Source organism: Mycobacterium sp. IDUB_5, assembly GCF_055419565.1.
The window spans coordinates 239,323-257,275 of sequence record NZ_JBVAXX010000006.1; the positions used below are offsets into that span (position 1 = coordinate 239,323).

General features: G+C 69.1%; 16 protein-coding genes. 10 read left to right on the forward strand and 6 right to left on the reverse strand.

What is annotated here, in order from left to right; translation table 11 throughout:
* Position 1: 1 nt before the first annotated feature.
* Positions 2–1,063, reverse strand: a complete 1,062-nt coding sequence (fni, locus tag ACZY1G_RS21120) for a type 2 isopentenyl-diphosphate Delta-isomerase (protein ID WP_463816923.1) — start codon at positions 1,061–1,063, stop codon at positions 2–4.
* 39 nt (positions 1,064–1,102) lie between these two features.
* Between fni and ftsY the strand changes: the two genes are divergently transcribed.
* The 4 genes from ftsY (at position 1,103) to ACZY1G_RS21140 (ending at position 6,952) form a co-directional block, all read left to right on the forward strand.
* Positions 1,103–2,518: a signal recognition particle-docking protein FtsY gene (ftsY, locus tag ACZY1G_RS21125; RefSeq protein ID WP_463816922.1), complete on the forward strand. Its 1,416-nt coding sequence runs from the start codon at positions 1,103–1,105 to the stop codon at positions 2,516–2,518.
* Positions 2,519–2,689: 171 nt separating this feature from the next.
* A complete protein-coding gene (locus tag ACZY1G_RS21130) occupies positions 2,690–4,072 on the forward strand; it encodes an ammonium transporter (RefSeq protein WP_463816921.1) in 1,383 nt (460 codons plus the stop codon).
* A 5-nt stretch (positions 4,073–4,077) separates the two neighbouring features.
* Positions 4,078–4,416 (forward strand): P-II family nitrogen regulator, encoded by a 339-nt coding sequence (locus ACZY1G_RS21135; RefSeq protein ID WP_011779408.1) that lies wholly within the window; start codon positions 4,078–4,080, stop codon positions 4,414–4,416.
* Between the two features lie 76 nt (positions 4,417–4,492).
* Positions 4,493–6,952: a [protein-PII] uridylyltransferase gene (locus tag ACZY1G_RS21140; RefSeq protein ID WP_463816920.1), complete on the forward strand. Its 2,460-nt coding sequence runs from the start codon at positions 4,493–4,495 to the stop codon at positions 6,950–6,952.
* Positions 6,953–6,956: 4 nt separating this feature from the next.
* Here the strand turns inward: ACZY1G_RS21140 and ACZY1G_RS21145 are convergent, their stop codons facing one another.
* Positions 6,957–9,158: a molybdopterin-dependent oxidoreductase gene (locus ACZY1G_RS21145; protein ID WP_463823532.1), complete on the reverse strand. Its 2,202-nt coding sequence runs from the start codon at positions 9,156–9,158 to the stop codon at positions 6,957–6,959.
* 112 nt (positions 9,159–9,270) lie between these two features.
* Between ACZY1G_RS21145 and ffh the strand changes: the two genes are divergently transcribed.
* Complete coding sequence (ffh, locus tag ACZY1G_RS21150; RefSeq protein ID WP_463823533.1) at positions 9,271–10,839, forward strand: signal recognition particle protein; 1,569 nt, start codon at positions 9,271–9,273, stop codon at positions 10,837–10,839.
* Complete coding sequence (locus ACZY1G_RS21155; protein ID WP_463823534.1) at positions 10,839–11,945, forward strand: metal-dependent hydrolase family protein; 1,107 nt, start codon at positions 10,839–10,841, stop codon at positions 11,943–11,945. The genes ffh and ACZY1G_RS21155 overlap by 1 nt, the downstream gene beginning before the upstream one ends.
* Here the strand turns inward: ACZY1G_RS21155 and ACZY1G_RS21160 are convergent.
* From ACZY1G_RS21160 to ACZY1G_RS21175, 4 genes are all read right to left on the reverse strand, one after another.
* Entirely contained in the window at positions 11,942–13,534 is a 1,593-nt protein-coding gene (locus ACZY1G_RS21160; protein WP_463823535.1) for a diflavin oxidoreductase, read from the reverse strand. The genes ACZY1G_RS21155 and ACZY1G_RS21160 overlap by 4 nt on opposite strands.
* A gap of 98 nt (positions 13,535–13,632) precedes the next feature.
* A complete protein-coding gene (locus ACZY1G_RS21165) occupies positions 13,633–14,190 on the reverse strand; it encodes a hypothetical protein (protein WP_463816915.1) in 558 nt (185 codons plus the stop codon).
* Between the two features lie 10 nt (positions 14,191–14,200).
* Entirely contained in the window at positions 14,201–15,040 is an 840-nt protein-coding gene (locus ACZY1G_RS21170) for a D-alanyl-D-alanine carboxypeptidase family protein (protein WP_463816914.1), read from the reverse strand.
* Between the two features lie 103 nt (positions 15,041–15,143).
* Complete coding sequence (locus ACZY1G_RS21175; protein ID WP_463816913.1) at positions 15,144–16,028, reverse strand: D-alanyl-D-alanine carboxypeptidase family protein; 885 nt, start codon at positions 16,026–16,028, stop codon at positions 15,144–15,146.
* Positions 16,029–16,073: 45 nt separating this feature from the next.
* On the opposite strand from ACZY1G_RS21175, the gene ACZY1G_RS21180 reads away from it, so the two are divergent.
* From ACZY1G_RS21180 to rimM, 4 genes are all read left to right on the forward strand, one after another.
* Positions 16,074–16,505, forward strand: coding sequence for a nuclear transport factor 2 family protein (locus ACZY1G_RS21180; RefSeq protein WP_463816912.1), 432 nt, complete (start codon positions 16,074–16,076; stop codon positions 16,503–16,505).
* A gap of 155 nt (positions 16,506–16,660) precedes the next feature.
* The gene (rpsP, locus tag ACZY1G_RS21185; RefSeq protein WP_463816911.1) at positions 16,661–17,170 is read left to right on the forward strand and encodes a 30S ribosomal protein S16; all 510 of its coding nucleotides are present in this window, start codon (positions 16,661–16,663) and stop codon (positions 17,168–17,170) included.
* Positions 17,171–17,178: 8 nt separating this feature from the next.
* The gene (locus ACZY1G_RS21190) at positions 17,179–17,421 is read left to right on the forward strand and encodes an RNA-binding protein (protein ID WP_003928628.1); all 243 of its coding nucleotides are present in this window, start codon (positions 17,179–17,181) and stop codon (positions 17,419–17,421) included.
* Positions 17,422–17,943, forward strand: coding sequence for a ribosome maturation factor RimM (gene rimM / locus ACZY1G_RS21195; RefSeq protein WP_463823536.1), 522 nt, complete (start codon positions 17,422–17,424; stop codon positions 17,941–17,943).
* Positions 17,944–17,953 lie beyond the last annotated feature (10 nt).

Here is a 17,953-nt window from a genome sequence, read left to right on the forward strand (position 1 = left end):
TCTACTCGCTCTTTCCCGCCCAAACGTCGGTTTGGGCGGAGTGGGGGGTGACGCCGGCGGCGCGCAGGGCCGCGAGGTCGGCCGCGCCGCTGCCGTGCAGGCAGATCAACAGCTCCTCGAGGAAGACTTCCAGCCAATCGACCACGGCGGCAACGGATTCGATCGCCGGCGCGAGTAACGGCCGGGCAATGGCGACGACCTGCGCGCCCATGGCGAGAGCTTTGGCGGCGTCCATGCCGGTGCGGATTCCGCCCGAGGCCACCAGCGGCATGTCCGGCAGCGTCTGACGCACCTCCTGCAGCGCCTGTGCGGTCGGGATGCCCCACTCGGCCAGCGCCGGATGGCGGATTTCCCCGTATCGGACGAACTGCTCGATGCGCGCCCAGGAGGTGCCGCCCGCACCGGCGACGTCGACCGCAGCCACCGGATACCGCACCAGCTCTGCCGCCGCGACGGCGCCGATGCCGTGCCCGACCTCCTTGATCATCACCGGGTAGTCCAGCGCTCCGATGACGTCGCCCAGCCGGCCCAGTGACCCGGAGAAATCCGTGTCGCCCATGTGCTGCATGGCCTCCTGCAGCGGATTGGTGTGCACCGCGACGGCATCAGCGCCGACACGCTGTAGCGCGGCCGCCAGCCCGGGCACCATGTCCGGGGACACCTGGGCCAGCCCCACGTTGCCGATCACGAGCACGTCGGGCGCGACCTCGCGGACCGCGAAGCTGGCCGCGGCGCCCTCGTCGTCGATCATCACCCGCTGCGACCCCAGCATCATGCCGATGCCCAGTTGCTGCGCCGCCGCCGCCAGATTGCGGTTGATGATCCCCGAGAGCTCCGCACCGCCGGTCATCGCGCCGATCAGCACGGGCGCCTGCAGCCGGCGGCCGAGGAAGTCGGTACCCAGGTCGATCGCACGCAGGTCGGTCTGAGTCAGCGCGTTGTAGGGCAACCGGTAGCGCTCGAAGCCCGTGGTCACCGTCTGGTAGTCGACCGCCTCGGTCAGGCAGACATCGATGTGGCGGCGTTTGCGCTGATGCAGGGCCGAGCCCGGGTTGAAGCTCACCGGCTGTGGCCCGTTCCGGGCCCCTGCGACAATGGCCGGGTGAGTGAGGGTCTCTGGATCGCCATTGCGGTCATCGCCGTCCTGCTGCTCGTCGCGCTCGTGGTGGGCCTGGTGCGGTACCGCCGGCGTCGCATCAGCCTGTCCGCTCGAGACACCGCCACTCCTGTCGATCGGTCGGGCGGCTACAAGGCCGCCTCGGGCATCACGTTCTCGGCGTCAGCGCCCACCGAGGCGCCCCCTCAGCCGCCCGCGCCGCGCACTGCGAAGGCGCCTGAGCGCATCGACACCACCGGACTGCCCGCCGTCGGCGATGATGCCACCATCCCGCGGGATGCACCCAAACGGCGCATCTCCGACGTGCGGCTGCCTGATCCCGTCACCGAGGCCCGTCCTGAACCGCCCGTAGAGGCGCCGGACACCGTGGTTCCCGACGTCGTGGTTCCCGATGTTGTGGGGCCAGACGTTGCCGAACCAGACGTGGTCGTCCCGGACGAGCCGCCGGCCCCGGCGGTCACCCCCGAGATCGACGACATCGCGCCGGCGGAAGGCCGTCTGGACCGGCTGCGTGGCCGCCTGGCGAAGTCGCAGAACACGCTGGGCCGCAGCATGCTGGGCCTGCTCGGCGGCGGTGACCTCGACGAAGACTCCTGGGAGGAGATCGAGGACACGCTGCTGATCGCCGATCTCGGCCCGGTGGTCACCGAATCGGTGGTGAGCGCACTGCGCGCGCGAATGGCATCGGCCAACGTCCGCACCGAGGCCGACGCCCGCGCGGTGCTGCGCGACGTGCTGATCGCCGAGCTCAAGGCCGATATGGATCGCTCGATCAGGGCCCTGCCCCACGAGGACAAGCCGTCGGTGCTGCTGGTCGTCGGTGTCAACGGCACAGGCAAGACGACCACGGTGGGCAAGCTGGCCCGCGTGCTGGTGGCCGACGGCCGCCGCGTCGTGTTGGGCGCCGCGGACACGTTCCGAGCCGCTGCGGCCGATCAGCTGGAGACCTGGGCGTCACGGGTCGGTGCGCAGGTGGTTCGCGGCGCCGAGGGGGCCGATCCGGCCTCGGTGGCCTTCGACGCCGTCGACACCGGCATCGCGTCGGGCGCCGACGTCGTGGTGATCGACACCGCGGGCCGGCTGCACACCAAGACCGGCCTGATGGACGAGCTCGGCAAGGTCAAGCGGGTGGTCAGCCGACGCGCCCAGGTCGACGAGGTACTCCTGGTCCTGGACGCGACGATCGGTCAGAACAGTCTGCCGCAGGCCCGGGTATTCGCCGAAGTGGTCGACATCACGGGCGTCGTGCTCACCAAACTGGACGGCACCGCCAAGGGCGGCATCGTGTTCCGGGTGCAGCAGGAGCTCGGCGTTCCCGTGAAGCTGGTGGGCCTGGGTGAGGGCGCCGATGACCTCGCCCCGTTCGAACCGGCGGCCTTCGTCGACGCCCTACTCGGCTGAGCGCGCCGCCTGAATCGCGTGATGTAACAGCAGCGAAACCTGACCGGTCCATCCGTTCACACGAGCGAAACACCGGCGCGTCTTCGTCGAAACAACCACTGCGCATTGTCATGTCCCAGGCAACGGACGTCATTTGGCGCGGCCGTGGCATGACGAAGGAGGAATCTGCGAGTGGACCAATTCCCGACGATGGGTATACCGGACACCGGTGATACCGCGTGGATGCTTGCCAGCGCCGCGCTGGTGTTGCTGATGACCCCCGGCCTGGCGTTCTTCTATGGCGGCATGGTGCGCGCCAAGAGCGTGCTCAACATGATCATGATGAGCGTTTCGGCCATGGGTGTCGTCACCGTGCTGTGGGTGCTCTACGGCTACTCGCTCGCCTTCGGCAACGACGTGGGCAACCTGTTCGGCAACCCCGCCCAGTTCTTCGGACTCAAGGGGCTGATCGGGGGCAACGCGGCGGCAGCCGTCGTCGCCGACCCGGCCGCCGGCGTGGAAGCCGTGGACGCGGTGAACATCCCGCTGGTGGGTACGCTGCCGGCCACGGTGTTCGTCGCCTTCCAGCTGATGTTCGCGATCATCACCGTCGCGCTGATCTCGGGCGCGGTCGCCGACCGCATCAAGTTCGGCGGCTGGCTGCTGTTCACCGCACTGTGGGTCACCGTCGTGTACTTCCCGGTCGCGCACTGGGTCTTCTCGTTCGACGGGGTCACCGCCGAGACGGGCGGCTGGATCGCCAACAAGCTCGCCGCAGTCGACTTCGCCGGTGGCACCGCGGTGCACATCAACGCCGGTACCGCGGGCCTGGTTCTCGCGATCATCCTCGGCAAGCGCCGCGGCTGGCCGGGCACCCCGATGCGCCCGCACAACCTGCCGTTCGTGATGCTCGGCGCCGGTCTGCTGTGGTTCGGCTGGTACGGCTTCAACGCCGGTTCGGCGACGTCCTCGGGCGGCCTGGCCGGTTCGACCTTCGTCACCACGACTGTCGCCACGGGTGCGGCGATGCTTGCCTGGCTGCTCACCGAGCGCATCCGTGACGGCAAGGCCACCTCGCTGGGTGCCGCCTCGGGCATCGTGGCCGGCCTGGTCGCGATCACCCCGTCGTGCTCGTCGGTGAACGTGGTCGGAGCTCTCGTGATCGGCGTCGTCGCAGGTGCCCTGTGCGCCTTGGCCGTCGGCCTGAAATATAAACTGGGATATGACGACTCGCTCGACGTGGTGGGCGTCCACCTGGTCGGCGGCATCGTCGGCACTCTGCTCGTCGGGCTGGTCGCCGCGCCCGAGACCGGCGCTGGTGTGGCCGGGCTCTTCTACGGTGGCGGTTTCGACCAGCTGTGGCGCCAGGCCGTTGGTGCGGGAGCGGTTCTGCTCTACTCGGCCATCGGGACAGCTATCTTGGCTCTGATAGTGAAGTACACCGTCGGACTTCGGCTCAGCGAGGAGGATGAATCCACCGGGGCTGACGAATCGGAGCACGCTGAAACCGCCTACGACTTCGCTTCGGTCGGCGGAGGCTCGGCACTCGGTCGTCACCCAGGCGTGGAGGGATAAGGGATATGAAGCTGATAACTGCGATCGTCAAGCCGTTCACACTCGAAGATGTCAAGACCGGTCTGGAACAGACGGGCATCCTCGGCATGACCGTCAGCGAAGTTCAGGGCTACGGTCGGCAGAAGGGCCACACGGAGGTGTACCGCGGGGCGGAGTACTCGGTGGACTTCGTGCCGAAGGTTCGCGTCGAGGTCGTCGTCGACGACGCCGCCGTGGACAAGGTGGTCGACGTCATCGTGCAGGCCGCCCGCACCGGCAAGATCGGTGACGGCAAGGTCTGGGTGAGCCCGGTCGAGACGGTGGTGCGGGTGCGCACCGGCGAGAGGGGAGCCGACGCTCTCTGACGGAGCAGTCGAACACCGAGTCGTCTCCCGGCCCGCGCCGGGTGCGCTGGATCGTCAAGTGCCGGGAGGACAACTCATGACAGAACAGACACCGCGTCCCGCCGCCGGCGCACCCCGTTGGGTGCGTCCGGCGGCGGGATCGTCAAGTCCGGCAACTGATCTGACTGCCGCCGTCGAGCAATTGCGGTCCGGGGGAGCGCGATTGGACTCGGCGGCGCTGCGCGACGCCCTGCTCGATCTCTACGATTTCTGGCTCACCACCAAGGCGAACGACATCGGTATCACTGCCAGCAGTGGGTTCGCCATCGTCGCCACCGGCGGTCTGGGCCGCGGTGAAGTACTCCCGTACTCCGACCTCGACCTGATGCTGCTGCACGACAACATGCCGTCCGACATCGTGGGCGAGGTCGCCGAGCTGCTGTGGTATCCGTTGTGGGACGCCAACATTCGGCTCGACCACAGTGTGCGCACGGTGCCCGAGGCGCTGCGCGTCGCCGCCGACGACATGTCGGCCGGGCTCGCGATGCTCGAGGCGCGTCACATCGCCGGCGACGCGGACCTCTCAGCGCTGCTGATCGGTGGTGCGCGCCGCCAGTGGCGTACCGGGATCGGCTCGCGCTTCGAGGAACTCGTCGAGCACACCCGGGCCCGGTGGCAGCGTAGCGGTCAGATCGCACACCGCGCCGAACCCGATCTCAAATGCGGTCGCGGCGGCCTGCGCGACGTGCAACTGCTCAACGCGTTGGCCATCGCGCAGCTCGCCGACGTGTATCCCAGCCGATCGCTGGCCTCTCCCACCGAGACTCTGGGCGAGGCGCATCTGGCCCTTCTGAACGTACGCACGGAACTGCATCGCGTCGCCGGACGCGGCCGGGAACTGCTCCTCGCCCAGCATGCCGACGAGATCGGTGCGTCGCTGCGCATCGGGGACCGATTCGATCTCGCCCGCATGCTCTCCGACGCCGCCCGCACGGTCAGCTACTACGTCGACGCCGGCATCCGAACGGCAGGCAACGCGCTGCCACGCCGCGGGCTGTCGGCGCTGCGCCGCCCCGTGCGCCGCCCGCTCGACGAGGGCGTCATCGAGTTCAATGGCGAAGTCATCCTCGCCAGAGACGCACGTCCGGAACGCGATCCCGGGCTCATCCTGCGGGTGGCGGCCGCGTCGGCGACCACCGGTCTCCCGATGGCGGCCTCGACGCTGAGCCGATTGGTGGAAACAGCGCCCGAACTGCGCACGCCGTGGCCGCGTCAGGCGCTCAAGGACCTGCTGGTGATGCTCGCCGCCGGCCCCTCGGCGGTCGGCACCATCGAGGCCCTCGACCGCACGGGCCTGTGGGGCCGGCTCTTCCCCGAGTGGGGTGCGGTGCGCGACCTGCCCCCCCGCGACGTCGTGCACATCTGGACTGTCGATCGTCACCTCGTCGAAACCGTCTCGCGGGCAAGCGCTTTGACCACGCGCGTCGCCCGGCCCGATCTGCTCGTGCTCGGTGCGCTGATCCACGACATCGGCAAGGGCCGCGGCGGGGACCACAGCGTCATCGGTGCCGAGCTGGCCCATCAGATCGGCACGCGGCTGGGGTTGTGGCCGTCGGACATCACGATCCTGTCTGCCGTCGTGCGGCATCACCTGCTCCTGCCGCACACCGCGACTCGACGTGACCTGCAGGACCCCGCGACCATCGCGACCGTCGTCGATGCGATGGGCGGGGATCTGACGGTGCTCGAGCTCCTGCACGCGTTGGCCGAGGCCGATTCCCTGGCCACCGGTCCCGGCGTGTGGGGTGACTGGAAGGCCTCTTTGCTCGGTGATCTGGTCCGGCGATGCCGGCTGGTGATGGCGGGGGAGCCTCTGCCGCAACCGGATCCGATCGATCCCCGCTTCCTCGAGATGGCCGGCCAACCCGGGGTGCACGTGGAGCTGGCGCCCGGCGACAGTCCGCACATCTTCACCGTCACGATGATCGCGGCGGACCAGCGCGGTCTGCTGTCGAAGGCCGCCGGTGTGCTGGCGCTGAACTCGCTGCGTGTGCATTCGGCTTCGGTCAACGGCCACAACGGGTCTGCGGTCAACACCTTCGTCGTCTCACCGCATTTCGGTTCACCGCCGGCGGCCGAGCTGCTGCGCCAGCAGTTGATCCTGGCGCTCGACGGCGATCTCGACGTGGTGTCCTCGCTGGAGAAGAAGGGCGATCCTCAGGCGGCGGGCCGTGCCGGCGAGATCCGGCCGGCGGTGCCCGTCCATGCTCCTGCCGCGCCGTCGCGGGTCCTGTGGCACGACGCCGACGAGGCCGGGCGGACGGTGCTCGAGATCCGGACCACCGACCGCGCCGGATTGTTGAGCGCGCTGACCGCGGTGTTCGAGCGCAACGGGGTGGACATCGCCTGGGCGAAGGTGACGACGCTGGGTTCCTCGGTGGTCGACGCGTTCGGCGTCGTGCTGCCACAGGACAGCGCCGCTGTGCGCCAGACCCTGGATCGGGAGCTGTTCGCGGTGCTGCCCGCGCCGCCGCCCGCCGTCGAGGAAGCCAGCTAGACGGTCAGTGCGCGGCGGTGACCGAGACCCAGGTCCCGTTGACTGCCGCGGTGCCGGTGAACGTGTCGACGAGATCCGGGTCGTGCAGGGCATTGACGTTGGCGCCGGCCAACGTGCGCGCGTGGCGCCACCCGGTGTCTTGATGGCCCCAACCATGAGGAACGGCAACGGTTCCGGCGCGGATGTCGGCGGTGACGTCCAGTGGTACCTCGATGCGGCCCACGGCCGAGGCAACGGACACGGTGTCGCCGTCGGCCAGGCCGCGCGATGCCGCGTCGTGCGGGTGCATCAGCACCGTGCACCGGTTGCTGCCACCCGTCATCGACGGCACGTTGTGCAGCCAGGAATTGTTGCTCCGCAGCTGCCGGCGGCCGATCAGCTGCAGGTCGTATTCGGCGGTGGGCGCCGCGTCGGTATCCGCCAGACAGGCGCGTGCCGCGGCGACGAACTCTTCGGGCGCCAGGTGCACGCGTCGGTCTTTCGTTGCGATGACCTCGCGCAGGCGCGGCTGCAGCGGGCCGAGATCGACACCTCCCGGGCTGGTGCGGATCTGCCGCATCGTGATGCCCCTGCGGCCCTGTCGAAGTCGGCCGTGTGGTCCGGTGGCTACGGCCAGCGCCGCCAGGCGTAGCGGGTTGATCGCCGACACGAGCCGTGAGCGCAGCGGGCCGGGCAGTGACCGCAGCGGCCGCGGCAGCAGTTCGAGCGCCAGGCGCGTCAGGATCTCCCAGTCCTCCAAGCCATCGGACGGTGGGTCGAACGAACGATGTTGAAAGCGAACGGTGTTGCGCACCTGGAATACCGGCGTCAGCAGGCTGACGTCGTCGCGTTCGAGCGGCGACACCGGCGGCAGGATGAAGTCGGCGTGCCGCGTGGTCTCGGTGACGTACATGTCGACCGCCACGTAGAAGTCCAGCGAGTCCAGCGCATCGTCGAGACGGCCGCGCTGGGGGATCGACGACACGGGATTGCCGGCGTAGGTGATCATCGCGCGGATCTGACCGGGGCCAGGGGTGAGGATCTCGTCGGCCATCACCACGGCGGGCAGCTCCGAGCGGAACGAGCGATAGCGCCCCGACCGGTCGGTGTAGCTGCCCGGCCGGAACGGTATCCGTTTGGCCAGCCTCGGCACATCCGCGACGGGGGTGGTGAACATCGTGCCGCCCGCGCGGTCGAGGTTGCCCGTCACCGCGTTGATGACCATCACCAGCCAGCTGACCAGCGTGCCCGTCGGCTGCTGGCAGATACCGATGCGCGCATAGATCGCCGCGGATTCCGCGGCTGCGTGCTCGCGGGCCAGCGTGCGGATCACCTCCGCGTCCACCCCGGCCCGCGGGGCCATCGCCTCCGGCGTCGCGTCGGCAACCAGGTCGGCCAGTTCGGCGATCCCCGTCGACTGTGCAGCGACAGCCTTTGTGTCGCAAAGCTTTTCGGAGAGCAGGACGTGCAGCATCCCCAGCAGCAGGAACAGATCGCCGCCGGGGCGAACCGCGACGTGCTGATCGGCCAGGCGGGCGGTCTCGGTCCGGCGCGGGTCGACGACGACGACGGTGCCGCCGCGTTCGCGGATCGCTCGGATCCGCCGTTTCGCGCCGGGCATGATCGACAGCGAACCGTTGGACACCGCGGGGTTGGCCCCGAGAATCACGAGCCGCTGGGTGCGGTCGATGTCGGTGACGGGAATCAGCGCGTTGGACCCGAACACCTTCCACGCCGCGAACTCGTGCGGCATCTGGTCGATCGACGACGCGGTGAAGAAGTTCGGGGTGCGCAGCGCCCGGCTCAGGAGGAAGCCGTAGGCCGCGCCGGAGCTGTGCGCGGCCGGGTTTCCCAGGTACATGCCCAGCGCCTGGCTGCCGCTGGTGGCCCGCACCGCCCGCAGCCGTCGACCGATCTCGGTGAACGCCTCGTCCCAGTCGACCGGCACGAAGCGCTCACCCACGCGGCGCAGCGGGGTGTGTACCCGGTCGGGATCGTGGTGCAGTCCGCCCATCGCGGTGGCCTTGGGGCAGATGTAGCCGTGGGACAGCACGTCGTCGGGATTGCCCTCGATGCGGGTGACCTGCCCGTCGGTGACGGTGACGTGCAGCCCGCAGTGCGCCTCACACAACGTGCACTGGCTGATGTGGGTGACTCCAGTGAGCGGGCCTCGGGGCGCGTCCGCGTCCCGGCGCGAGGTGGTGAGGGGCACATCGATCGCTGTCACGGAACCTCCGCGGGCTTGTCGGATGGCCCTCACGGTAACGGGTGGGGGTCGCACGCGACCAGGCCTCAGCGCGGCTTTCTCGCCGCGACCGGGCGACCGTTAGGCTGACGAGGTGTTTGAATCCCTGTCCGACCGGTTGACCGGTGCCCTGTCGGGCCTGCGCGGCAAGGGCCGGCTGACCGATGCCGACATCGATGCGACGGCCCGCGAGATCCGGCTGGCCCTGCTCGAAGCCGACGTGTCGTTGCCCGTCGTGCGTCAGTTCGTGTCCCACATCAAGGAGCGCGCCAAGGGCGCCGAGGTGTCGGGTGCGCTGAACCCCGCCCAGCAGGTCGTCAAGATCGTCAACGAGGAGCTCGTCGCGATCCTGGGCGGTCAGACGCGCCAGCTCGCCTTCGCGCGGAACCCACCGACGGTGATCATGCTGGCCGGCCTGCAGGGCTCGGGCAAGACCACGCTGGCGGGCAAGCTCGCCAAGTGGCTCAAGGGCCAGGGTCACACGCCGCTGCTGGTGGCCTGCGACCTGCAGCGGCCCGGTGCGGTCAATCAGCTGCAGATCGTCGGCGAACGCGCCGGGGTCGGCGTGTTCGCGCCGCATCCGGGCACCGCGCCCGGCGCCGCCGAGGTCAAAGGCACGGCCGATCCGGTGGCGGTGGCCGCCGCGGGTCTGGCCGAGGCCAAGGCCAAGCACTACGACGTCGTCATCGTCGACACCGCGGGCCGCCTCGGTATCGACGAGGAGCTGATGAGCCAGGCCGCCGCGATCCGCGACGCGGTGCAGCCCGACGAGACGCTGTTCGTCCTGGACGCGATGATCGGCCAGGATGCCGTCACCACGGCCGACGCGTTCCGCGAAGGCGTCGGCTTCACCGGCGTCGTGCTGACCAAGCTCGACGGTGACGCCCGCGGTGGGGCCGCGCTGTCGGTGCGCGAAGTCACCGGCGTGCCGATCCTGTTCGCATCCAGCGGCGAGAAGCTCGAGGACTTCGACGTCTTCCACCCCGACCGGATGGCCAGCCGCATCCTCGGCATGGGTGACGTGCTGAGTCTGATCGAGGCGGCCGAGCAGCATTTCGACGCTGAACAGGCCGAGGCGACCGCGGCCAAGATCGGCAGCGGAGAGCTGACTCTCGAGGACTTCCTCGAGCAGATGCTGATGATCCGCAAGATGGGTCCGATCGGCAATCTGCTGGGCATGCTGCCCGGCGCCGGTCAGATGAAGGACGCGCTGGCCGCCGTCGACGACAGCCAGCTCGACCGGGTGCAGGCCATAATCCGCGGCATGACACCGGCCGAGCGGGCCGACCCGAAGATCATCAACGCCTCCCGACGGTTGCGCATCGCAAACGGCTCCGGGGTGACCGTCGCCGAGGTCAACCAGCTGGTGGACCGCTTCTTCGACGCGCGCAAGATGATGTCGCAGATGGCCGGGCAGATGGGAATGCCGTTTGGCCGCAAGAACACTCGTAAGGCGGGCAAGGGCAAGAACAAGCAGGCGGGCAAGAAGAAGGGCCGCCAGACGACCAAGGGTCCGACGCCGCCTCGCAATCCGCTCGGCGCCGGCATGGGCGGCCTGCCCGCCGGTTTCCCGGACCTGTCAAACATGCCCAAGGGCCTCGACGAGCTGCCCCCGGGCCTCGCCGACATCGACCTGTCGAAGCTGAAGTTCCCCAAGAACTGATGGCGGCGGCGCTGCACGTCCGCGGGCGTGGGCTGCCCGACGGGGAACCCGTCGAGTGGTGGGTCGTCGATGAGGGCTCGCCCGAACAGGGTGGGCGGCGCGGACGCCTGTCCGCCGAACCGGTCGCCGGCGCCGAGACTGTCTTCGATGGCGGCTGGATCCTGCCCGGCCTGGTCGACGCGCACTGCCACGTCGGGCTGGGGCCTGACGGTGAGATCCCGCTCGACGAGGCCATCGAGCAGGCGCTTGTCGAGCGTGAGGTCGGCGCGCTGCTCCTGCGCGACGCCGGATCTCCCACCGACACAAGAATTCTCGACGAGCGTGACGACCTGCCGCGGATCATCAGGGCCGGGCGTCACATCGCCCGGCCCAAGCGCTACCAGCGGGGCTTCGCCGCCGAACTGGCCGACGAAGCGCAGCTGCCTGCGGCGGTCGCCGAGCAGGCGCGCCGCGGGGACGGTTGGGTGAAGATCGTGGGGGACTGGATCGACCGCGACACCGGCGATCTCGCTCCGCTGTGGTCTGACGAGGTCCTCGACGCGGCGATCGACGCCGCGCACGACCACGGCGCCCGCGTGACGGCCCATGTGTTCAGCGAGGAGGCGCTGCCCGGCCTGATCCGCGCCGGCATCGACTGCATCGAACACGGCACCGGGCTCACCGAGGACACGATCGATCTGATGGTCGAGTACGGCACCGCGCTGGTGCCGACGCTGATCAACATCGAGAACTTCCCCGACATCGCCGCCGCCGCCCACAAGTACCCGCGCTATCAGCGCCACATGCGTGCCCTCTACGCCACGTGCGGGGAGCGCATCGCGGCGGCGCGGGAAGCGGGCGTGCCCATCTACGCGGGCTCGGATGCGGGCAGCGCTGTGGCGCACGGCCGTATCGCCGAGGAGGTGGAAGCGCTCAAGGGGATCGGCATGACGCCGACCGATGCGCTGGGCGCGGCCTGCTGGGACGCCAGGGAGTGGCTGCGCCGGCCGGGTCTCGAGCACGGTGCGTCCGCCGATTTCGTCTGCTACACAGATGATCCGAGAACAGGTGCCGGAGTGCTCGCGGCGCCTGATCGCGTCGTGCTGCGTGGACGCGTGACCCGCTAGTACACGTCGCGCACGTAGCGGTGCGACTTCACCAGGTCGTTGACGAATGCGTGGGCGCCCTCGGCGTCGAACCCGCCGTGTTCGGCCACGATCTCGTGCAGCGCGGCGTCGACGTCGCGGGCCATCCGGTCGGCGTCGCCGCACACGTACAGATGAGCGCCGGCGCGCAACCACGCGAACAGGTCGGCGCCCCGATCCCGCATGCGCTGCTGCACATACACTTTCGTGTCCGAGTCTCGGGAGAACGCCAGATCGAGCCGGGTCAGCGTGCCGGCCTGGACGAAGGCCTCCAGTTCCTCGCCGTAGAGGTAGTGGGTGGCGCGCCTGCGGTCTCCGAAGAACAGCCACGACTCACCGGAGGAACCCGTGACCTGGCGTTCCTGCAGGAAGCCGCGAAACGGTGCGACGCCGGTCCCAGGGCCGATCATGATGATCGGGATGTCCGGATCCGGCAGGCGGAACGCGTGATTGGGGCGCAGCTGCACCGTGAGCCGATCGCCGCGGTCGGCCAGGAAGGTCGACGCGACACCTCCGCGTGTGCGGCCGCCGCAGGTGTAGCGGACCGTGGCGACGGTCAGGTGCGCGCTGTCGGCATGCACCAGTGGACTCGACGCGATCGAATAGTCGCGAAACTGCAGGGGGCGCAGGGTGTCGACGACGTCGTCGACGTCGAGATCGGCCAGCCGCACCAGGTCGAGCACGTCTTTGCCGTAACACCACGAGCCCGGCGCCGGGGTCGGCTCGGCGCGCAGCTCGGCGGCCGCGCGTTCGTCGTGGGTGTGCGCGGCGACGAGGGCCTGCAGTGCGCGCGAGGGTGTCCGGATCTCGAGGCGTTCAGTGAGCAGGGTGCCCAGTGGTTCGTCGTAGCCCGCGACGAGATGATCGGGTTCGGCGGCGAGTTCGGCCAGCAGCGCGTCGACGAGCACGGGATCGTTGGGGGCGTACACGGCCAGAGAGTCGCCGGCGCAGTAGGTGATGCCGGATCCGGTGAGGTCGATCTCGTAATGGCGGACTTCGCGGTCCGGGTCGGCCGACGACAGAACGCGATTGACCGTGCACCGGGTTGCCACAGGATGGTGCCGATCTCGGCCGGCGAGCTCGGCGGGCGGTGGTGCCACGCCGGCGGGGGTGTGCGCGGCCTGCAGCAGCTTGACCACGTCGGTGGTCCACGCTGCGGCGTGGCGCTCGTAGGGGCCGTCGATGTCGACACGTGCGGTCAGCCGGGTGGCTCCCAGCGCTTCGAGCCTCTCGTCGAGCAGTTTTCCGGCGTTGCAGAACAGGTCGTAGCCGATGTCACCGAGGGCCAGTACGGCGAAGCTCAGGTGATCGAGCGGGGTGTCGCTGACTGCGAGTGACTCCCAGAACAGTGCGGCGTTGTCGGGAAATTCACCGTCGCCGAAGGTCGAGGTGACGGCGACGAAATGGCTGACGCTGCGCAGTTCGTCGATGTCGATCTGATTGAGTTCGCGGGCCTCGGCACCGATGCCGGCGGCGACACACGCCTCCGCGAAAGACAACGCCGCGTCTTCGGCGTTGCCCATGTCGGTGCCGTATCCGACGATCAGCGAGAACTCGGGCTGGACGGCCAACGACTGCTCCCTCGGTCGGCGCACCACACCACGCGGCGCAAGTTAGGGCGACCTTACTTGCTGGCAGCGAGCAATGGGGGCGTCCCTCTGGCGGGGTGTCACCACTTGAACATGGGCAGCGGAGAGCCGGGATGACGTCGGGCGTGGGCCAGCGTCAGCGCGACGAGCCGGGCGTGGAAGCCCGCATCGGGACATTCTCTGCGCACGGCCCGGCAGGAGGCGCGGGGAAGGCCGAAGCGCACCACGCCGAGCGACACGTCGACGGCATCGGCGCGGCGAAAGATCTCGACAGGGGCGCTGGGCGGTCCGGCGCGCCGAATCCGATGGTGTTCGACGATCATCTCGGTGACGAGCGGGGCGAGGTCCTCCTCGCCGTGCTCGGCGAGCCAGGCGCGGGCCAGATCGGCGGACGGAGCCAGATAGTCGAAGGTGCCTGCCGACCAGATGCCGAGATCGTGGAACGCGGCCGCGGTCAGGTAGGCCTCGGTGGACGAGGGGACGGGCTCGATGCCGGCGACGGGGGAGATGGCGTGCAGCGCATCGCAATACGCCAGGACCCGCAGCACATGGTTGCGGTAGGCGGTGAGGTCGGCGCCGAGGTGGCCGGTCCAGGGCGCGAGCCGGCGATCGATCTGCTCGGCGGCGCCGGTGTCCATCCCGGTCAGCCTAGGGCTGGCTGAAGCCGTAGTCGAACAGGTCGATCGCCTGCCCGTAGAGGTCACCGCTGCCGTACATCTGGACCACCACCAGCCGCTTGCTGCCACGCTGGGCCGCACCGACGTAGGTCTTGCGGGCCAGGTTGGTGAACCCGGTCTTGCCGGCCAGATCCCCGGGGTAACGGCTCAGCAGCTCGTTCTGATTGTGCAGCGTCTTGCCCGGGAACGGCGCCGTCGGCGATCGCATGATCGTCGCGATGAGTGGATACTGAAGCGCCGCACGAAAGATCACCGCGAGATCGTGGGGCGAGGTGACCGACTCCCAGCCGGGTCCGTCCAGGCCGGACGGCGACGACGCCCTGGTGCTACGTGCGCCGACGAGGGCGGCCTTGCGGTTCATCGCCGCCACCGCGGCCTGCTGCCCGCCCAGCATGTCGGCGAGCATGTTCGCCGCGTCGTTGCCCGACACCATCAGCAGCGCCGAGAGCAACTGCGTCGTGGTGTAGGCCTGCCCGGGCACGAGCCCCACGCACGAGCATTCGACGTCGTCATGTGAGGAGTTGGCCCGCGCGAAATTGTCCGGTCGCAGCCGATCGAGCACCACCATCGCGAGCAGAGGCTTGATCGTGCTGGCGGGTGCGTAGCGGCCGTACGGATCGCGACTGGCCAGCACGCGACCGGTGTCCAGATCAGCGACCAGCCACGCCTGTGCCGGTCCTTGTGGAAGTGCTTGTGCTGCAGCGGGTTCGGCGCTCGGTTGGGCAGCGACCGGGGCGGCTGGCACGATGACCGTCACCGCGATCATCGTCGTACCGAGGGCGCACACCAGCCCCGCGAATCCACGCCGCACGATGGGCGACGCTATCCGCGGAAGGACTCGGCCGGGTCACCGTCGGGTACCGGTTTCGGCGTGACTGCCGTCGCCGAGCGACGACGAGCACGCCGAAATCGCACTAGAGCGTGCCGATGCCCGCGTTCGGTCCTAGGGCGAAACCCCAATCGAGCAGCGCGGCAGCCTGATCCCAGTAGGTCGGCCCGCCCTCTCTGACGAGCCCGTGCATCATCGCCACGACCAGGTGCCGCCCGCCGCGCTCTGCGCCGCCGACGAACGTCTTCTGCGCGAGATCGGTGTACCCGGTCTTGCCGCCGAAGGTGCCCGGGTAGCGGTGCAGCAGTTCGTCCTGGTTGACCAGTACGACGTCGCCGGTACGGGTGGGGAATACCGCGGTGGGCTGGGACGTGATCTGGGCGAACACCGGGTTGGCCATCGCGGCGCGGAAGATCACCGCGAGATCGTGCGGCGTGGACCAGATGTCGATCCCCGGGCCGTCGATGCCCGACGGTGAACCTGCAGTGGTGCCGAGCGCGCCGAGGCTGGCGGCCTTGGCGGTCATCTTGGCCGTCGCGACGTCGCGGCCGCCCAGCATGGTCGCCAGCGTGTTGGCGGCGTCGTTGCCCGAGACGAGCAGCAGCGCCTCCAGCAGCTGTCGGGTGGTGTACGTCATTCCCGGCGTCACACCCGCGCAGTTGCATTCGACTCTGGTGTCGGCCTCATTGGCGACGAGGGTCGCGTCGAGCGGCAGCTCGTCGAGCACGGTCAGTGCGAGCAGCACCTTGATCGTGCTCGCCGGCGCGAACCGGGTGTTCTCCTCGCGGCCCGCGAGCACCGCGCCGGTGTCCATGTCCGCGACGATCCACGCCTCCGCGGGGCCGACCGGGATCGGAACGCTGCCCGCCGGCTGGCTCACCCCGGCGACCGGCGTCGCGACCGCGTGAGGAGCGCTCACCCCGCCGACCACGCCCATGATCACCGTCAGGTACGCGAGAAGCCTCATCATGGCGGCCGAGCCTAACGGGATTCCTCGATCGTGTTCAATCGAGGAATGTTGAGCCTCGAGGAGATTTCCGATCGGCTGGAGATCCAACAGTTGCTGGTCGACTACTCGACCGCGATCGACCAGAAGCGCTTCGACGATCTCGACGCGGTGTTCACCCCGGACGCGTACATCGACTACAGCGTCGCCGGCGGTATCGAGGGACGGTTTCCCGAGGTCAAGGCCTGGTTGAAGGAGGTGCTGCCGAACTTCCCGATCTACTACCACATGCTCGGCAACGTCGACATCCGTATCTCGGGCGACACCGCGACATCGCGCGCGATCTGCTTCAACCCGATGGTGATGGGTGGCGATCCCGACAAGAACCCTGCCCAGATCTACTTCGTCGGCATCTGGTACGTCGACGAGTTCGTCCGCACCGAGCACGGGTGGCGGATGAGCAAGCGGGTCGAAGAGAAGTGCTTCGACAAGCTCGTGTGACGATTTCTGTTCGCGCCCTGCGCTCTGGCACAATGAGCGGCTGTCTGTCCGGGACTCAGGCCCCGCGACGGTCACACACGTAAGGCAAAACCGGATCGGGCAACCCGCCTGTATCGCCGAATTGCAGCGTGGCACCTCAGTAGGAGTGTTTCTTCATGGCTGTCAAGATCAAGCTGACCCGTCTGGGCAAGATCCGCAATCCGCAGTACCGCATCATCGTCGCCGACGCGCGCAGCCGCCGCGACGGTCGCGCCATCGAGGTGATCGGCCGGTACCACCCCAAGGAAGAGCCCAGCCTCATCCAGGTCGACTCCGAGCGCGCCCAGTACTGGCTGGGTGTGGGCGCTCAGCCCACCGAGCCCGTGCTCGCGCTGCTGAAGATCACCGGTGACTGGCAGAAGTTCAAGGGCCTGCCCGGCGCCGAGGGCACGCTGAAGGTCAAGGAACCCAAGCCCTCCAAGCTGGACCTGTTCAACGCCGCGCTGGCCGAGGCCGAGGGTGGCCCGTCCACCGAGGCAACCACGCCCAAGAAGAAGAAGGCGCCGGCCGCCAAGAAGGAAGCCTCTGACATCGAGGCGACCGCTGATCCGTCCGGGTCCGCGGACAAGTCCGAGGCCGCCGCCGAGGGCGAGGACGCCACCGTCGCCGGCGCCACTGAAAGCTGAGCGACACCGTGAGTTCAGTCGTCGTCGACGCCGTCGAGCATCTGGTTCGCGGGATCGTCGACAACCCCGACGATGTCCGGGTCGACATGGTGACCAACCGCCGCGGGCGCACGGTCGAGGTGCACGTGCACCCGGATGACCTGGGCAAGGTCATCGGCCGCGGTGGCCGTACCGCGACCGCGCTGCGCACCCTGGTCGCCGGTATCGGCGGCCGCGGTATCCGCGTCGACGTGGTGGACACCGACCAGTAGATGGACCTCGTGGTCGGGCGCGTGGTCAAGGCCCACGGCGTGACCGGCGAGATCGCCGTCGACGTCCGTACCGACGACCCGGAGGGCCGGTTCGTCTCCGGCGCCACCCTGCGCGGCCGAGCGCCGCGCGGGGGCGCCGAGCGCGAGTACCGAATCGAGTCGGTACGCAGTCACGGCGATCGGCTCCTCATCCGGCTCGACGGTGTCGGCGATCGCGACGCCGCCGATTCGCTGCGCGGCACGTTGTTCCTCGTCGACGCGCAGACGCTGCCCCCGATCGACGACCCCGACGAGTTCTACGACCACCAACTCGAGGGGCTCACCGTCTCGACCGTCGCCGGCGTGATCGTCGGCACGGTCGCCGAGGTGTTGCACACTGCCGCAGGCGAATTGCTGGCGGTGACGCGCGAGGACGGGGCCGAGGTGCTCGTGCCGTTCGTGTCCGCGATCGTGGTGTCGGTGTCGCTCGCCGAGGGCTCCGTGGTGATCGACCCGCCCGAGGGTCTTCTCGACCTGAGCTGAGAAGGCACCC

Coding starts and splice junctions, on each gene's coding strand:
- ACZY1G_RS21165 (WP_463816915.1), bottom strand. CDS start 14,190: ATGGACACCGGCGCCGCCGAGCAGATCGATCGCCGGCTCGCGCCCTGG.
- ACZY1G_RS21175 (WP_463816913.1), bottom strand. CDS start 16,028: ATGATGAGGCTTCTCGCGTACCTGACGGTGATCATGGGCGTGGTCGGC.
- ACZY1G_RS21135 (WP_011779408.1), top strand. CDS start 4,078: ATGAAGCTGATAACTGCGATCGTCAAGCCGTTCACACTCGAAGATGTC.
- ACZY1G_RS21140 (WP_463816920.1), top strand. CDS start 4,493: ATGACAGAACAGACACCGCGTCCCGCCGCCGGCGCACCCCGTTGGGTG.
- rpsP (WP_463816911.1), top strand. CDS start 16,661: ATGGCTGTCAAGATCAAGCTGACCCGTCTGGGCAAGATCCGCAATCCG.
- rimM (WP_463823536.1), top strand. CDS start 17,422: ATGGACCTCGTGGTCGGGCGCGTGGTCAAGGCCCACGGCGTGACCGGC.
- ACZY1G_RS21155 (WP_463823534.1), top strand. CDS start 10,839: ATGGCGGCGGCGCTGCACGTCCGCGGGCGTGGGCTGCCCGACGGGGAA.
- ACZY1G_RS21180 (WP_463816912.1), top strand. CDS start 16,074: ATGTTGAGCCTCGAGGAGATTTCCGATCGGCTGGAGATCCAACAGTTG.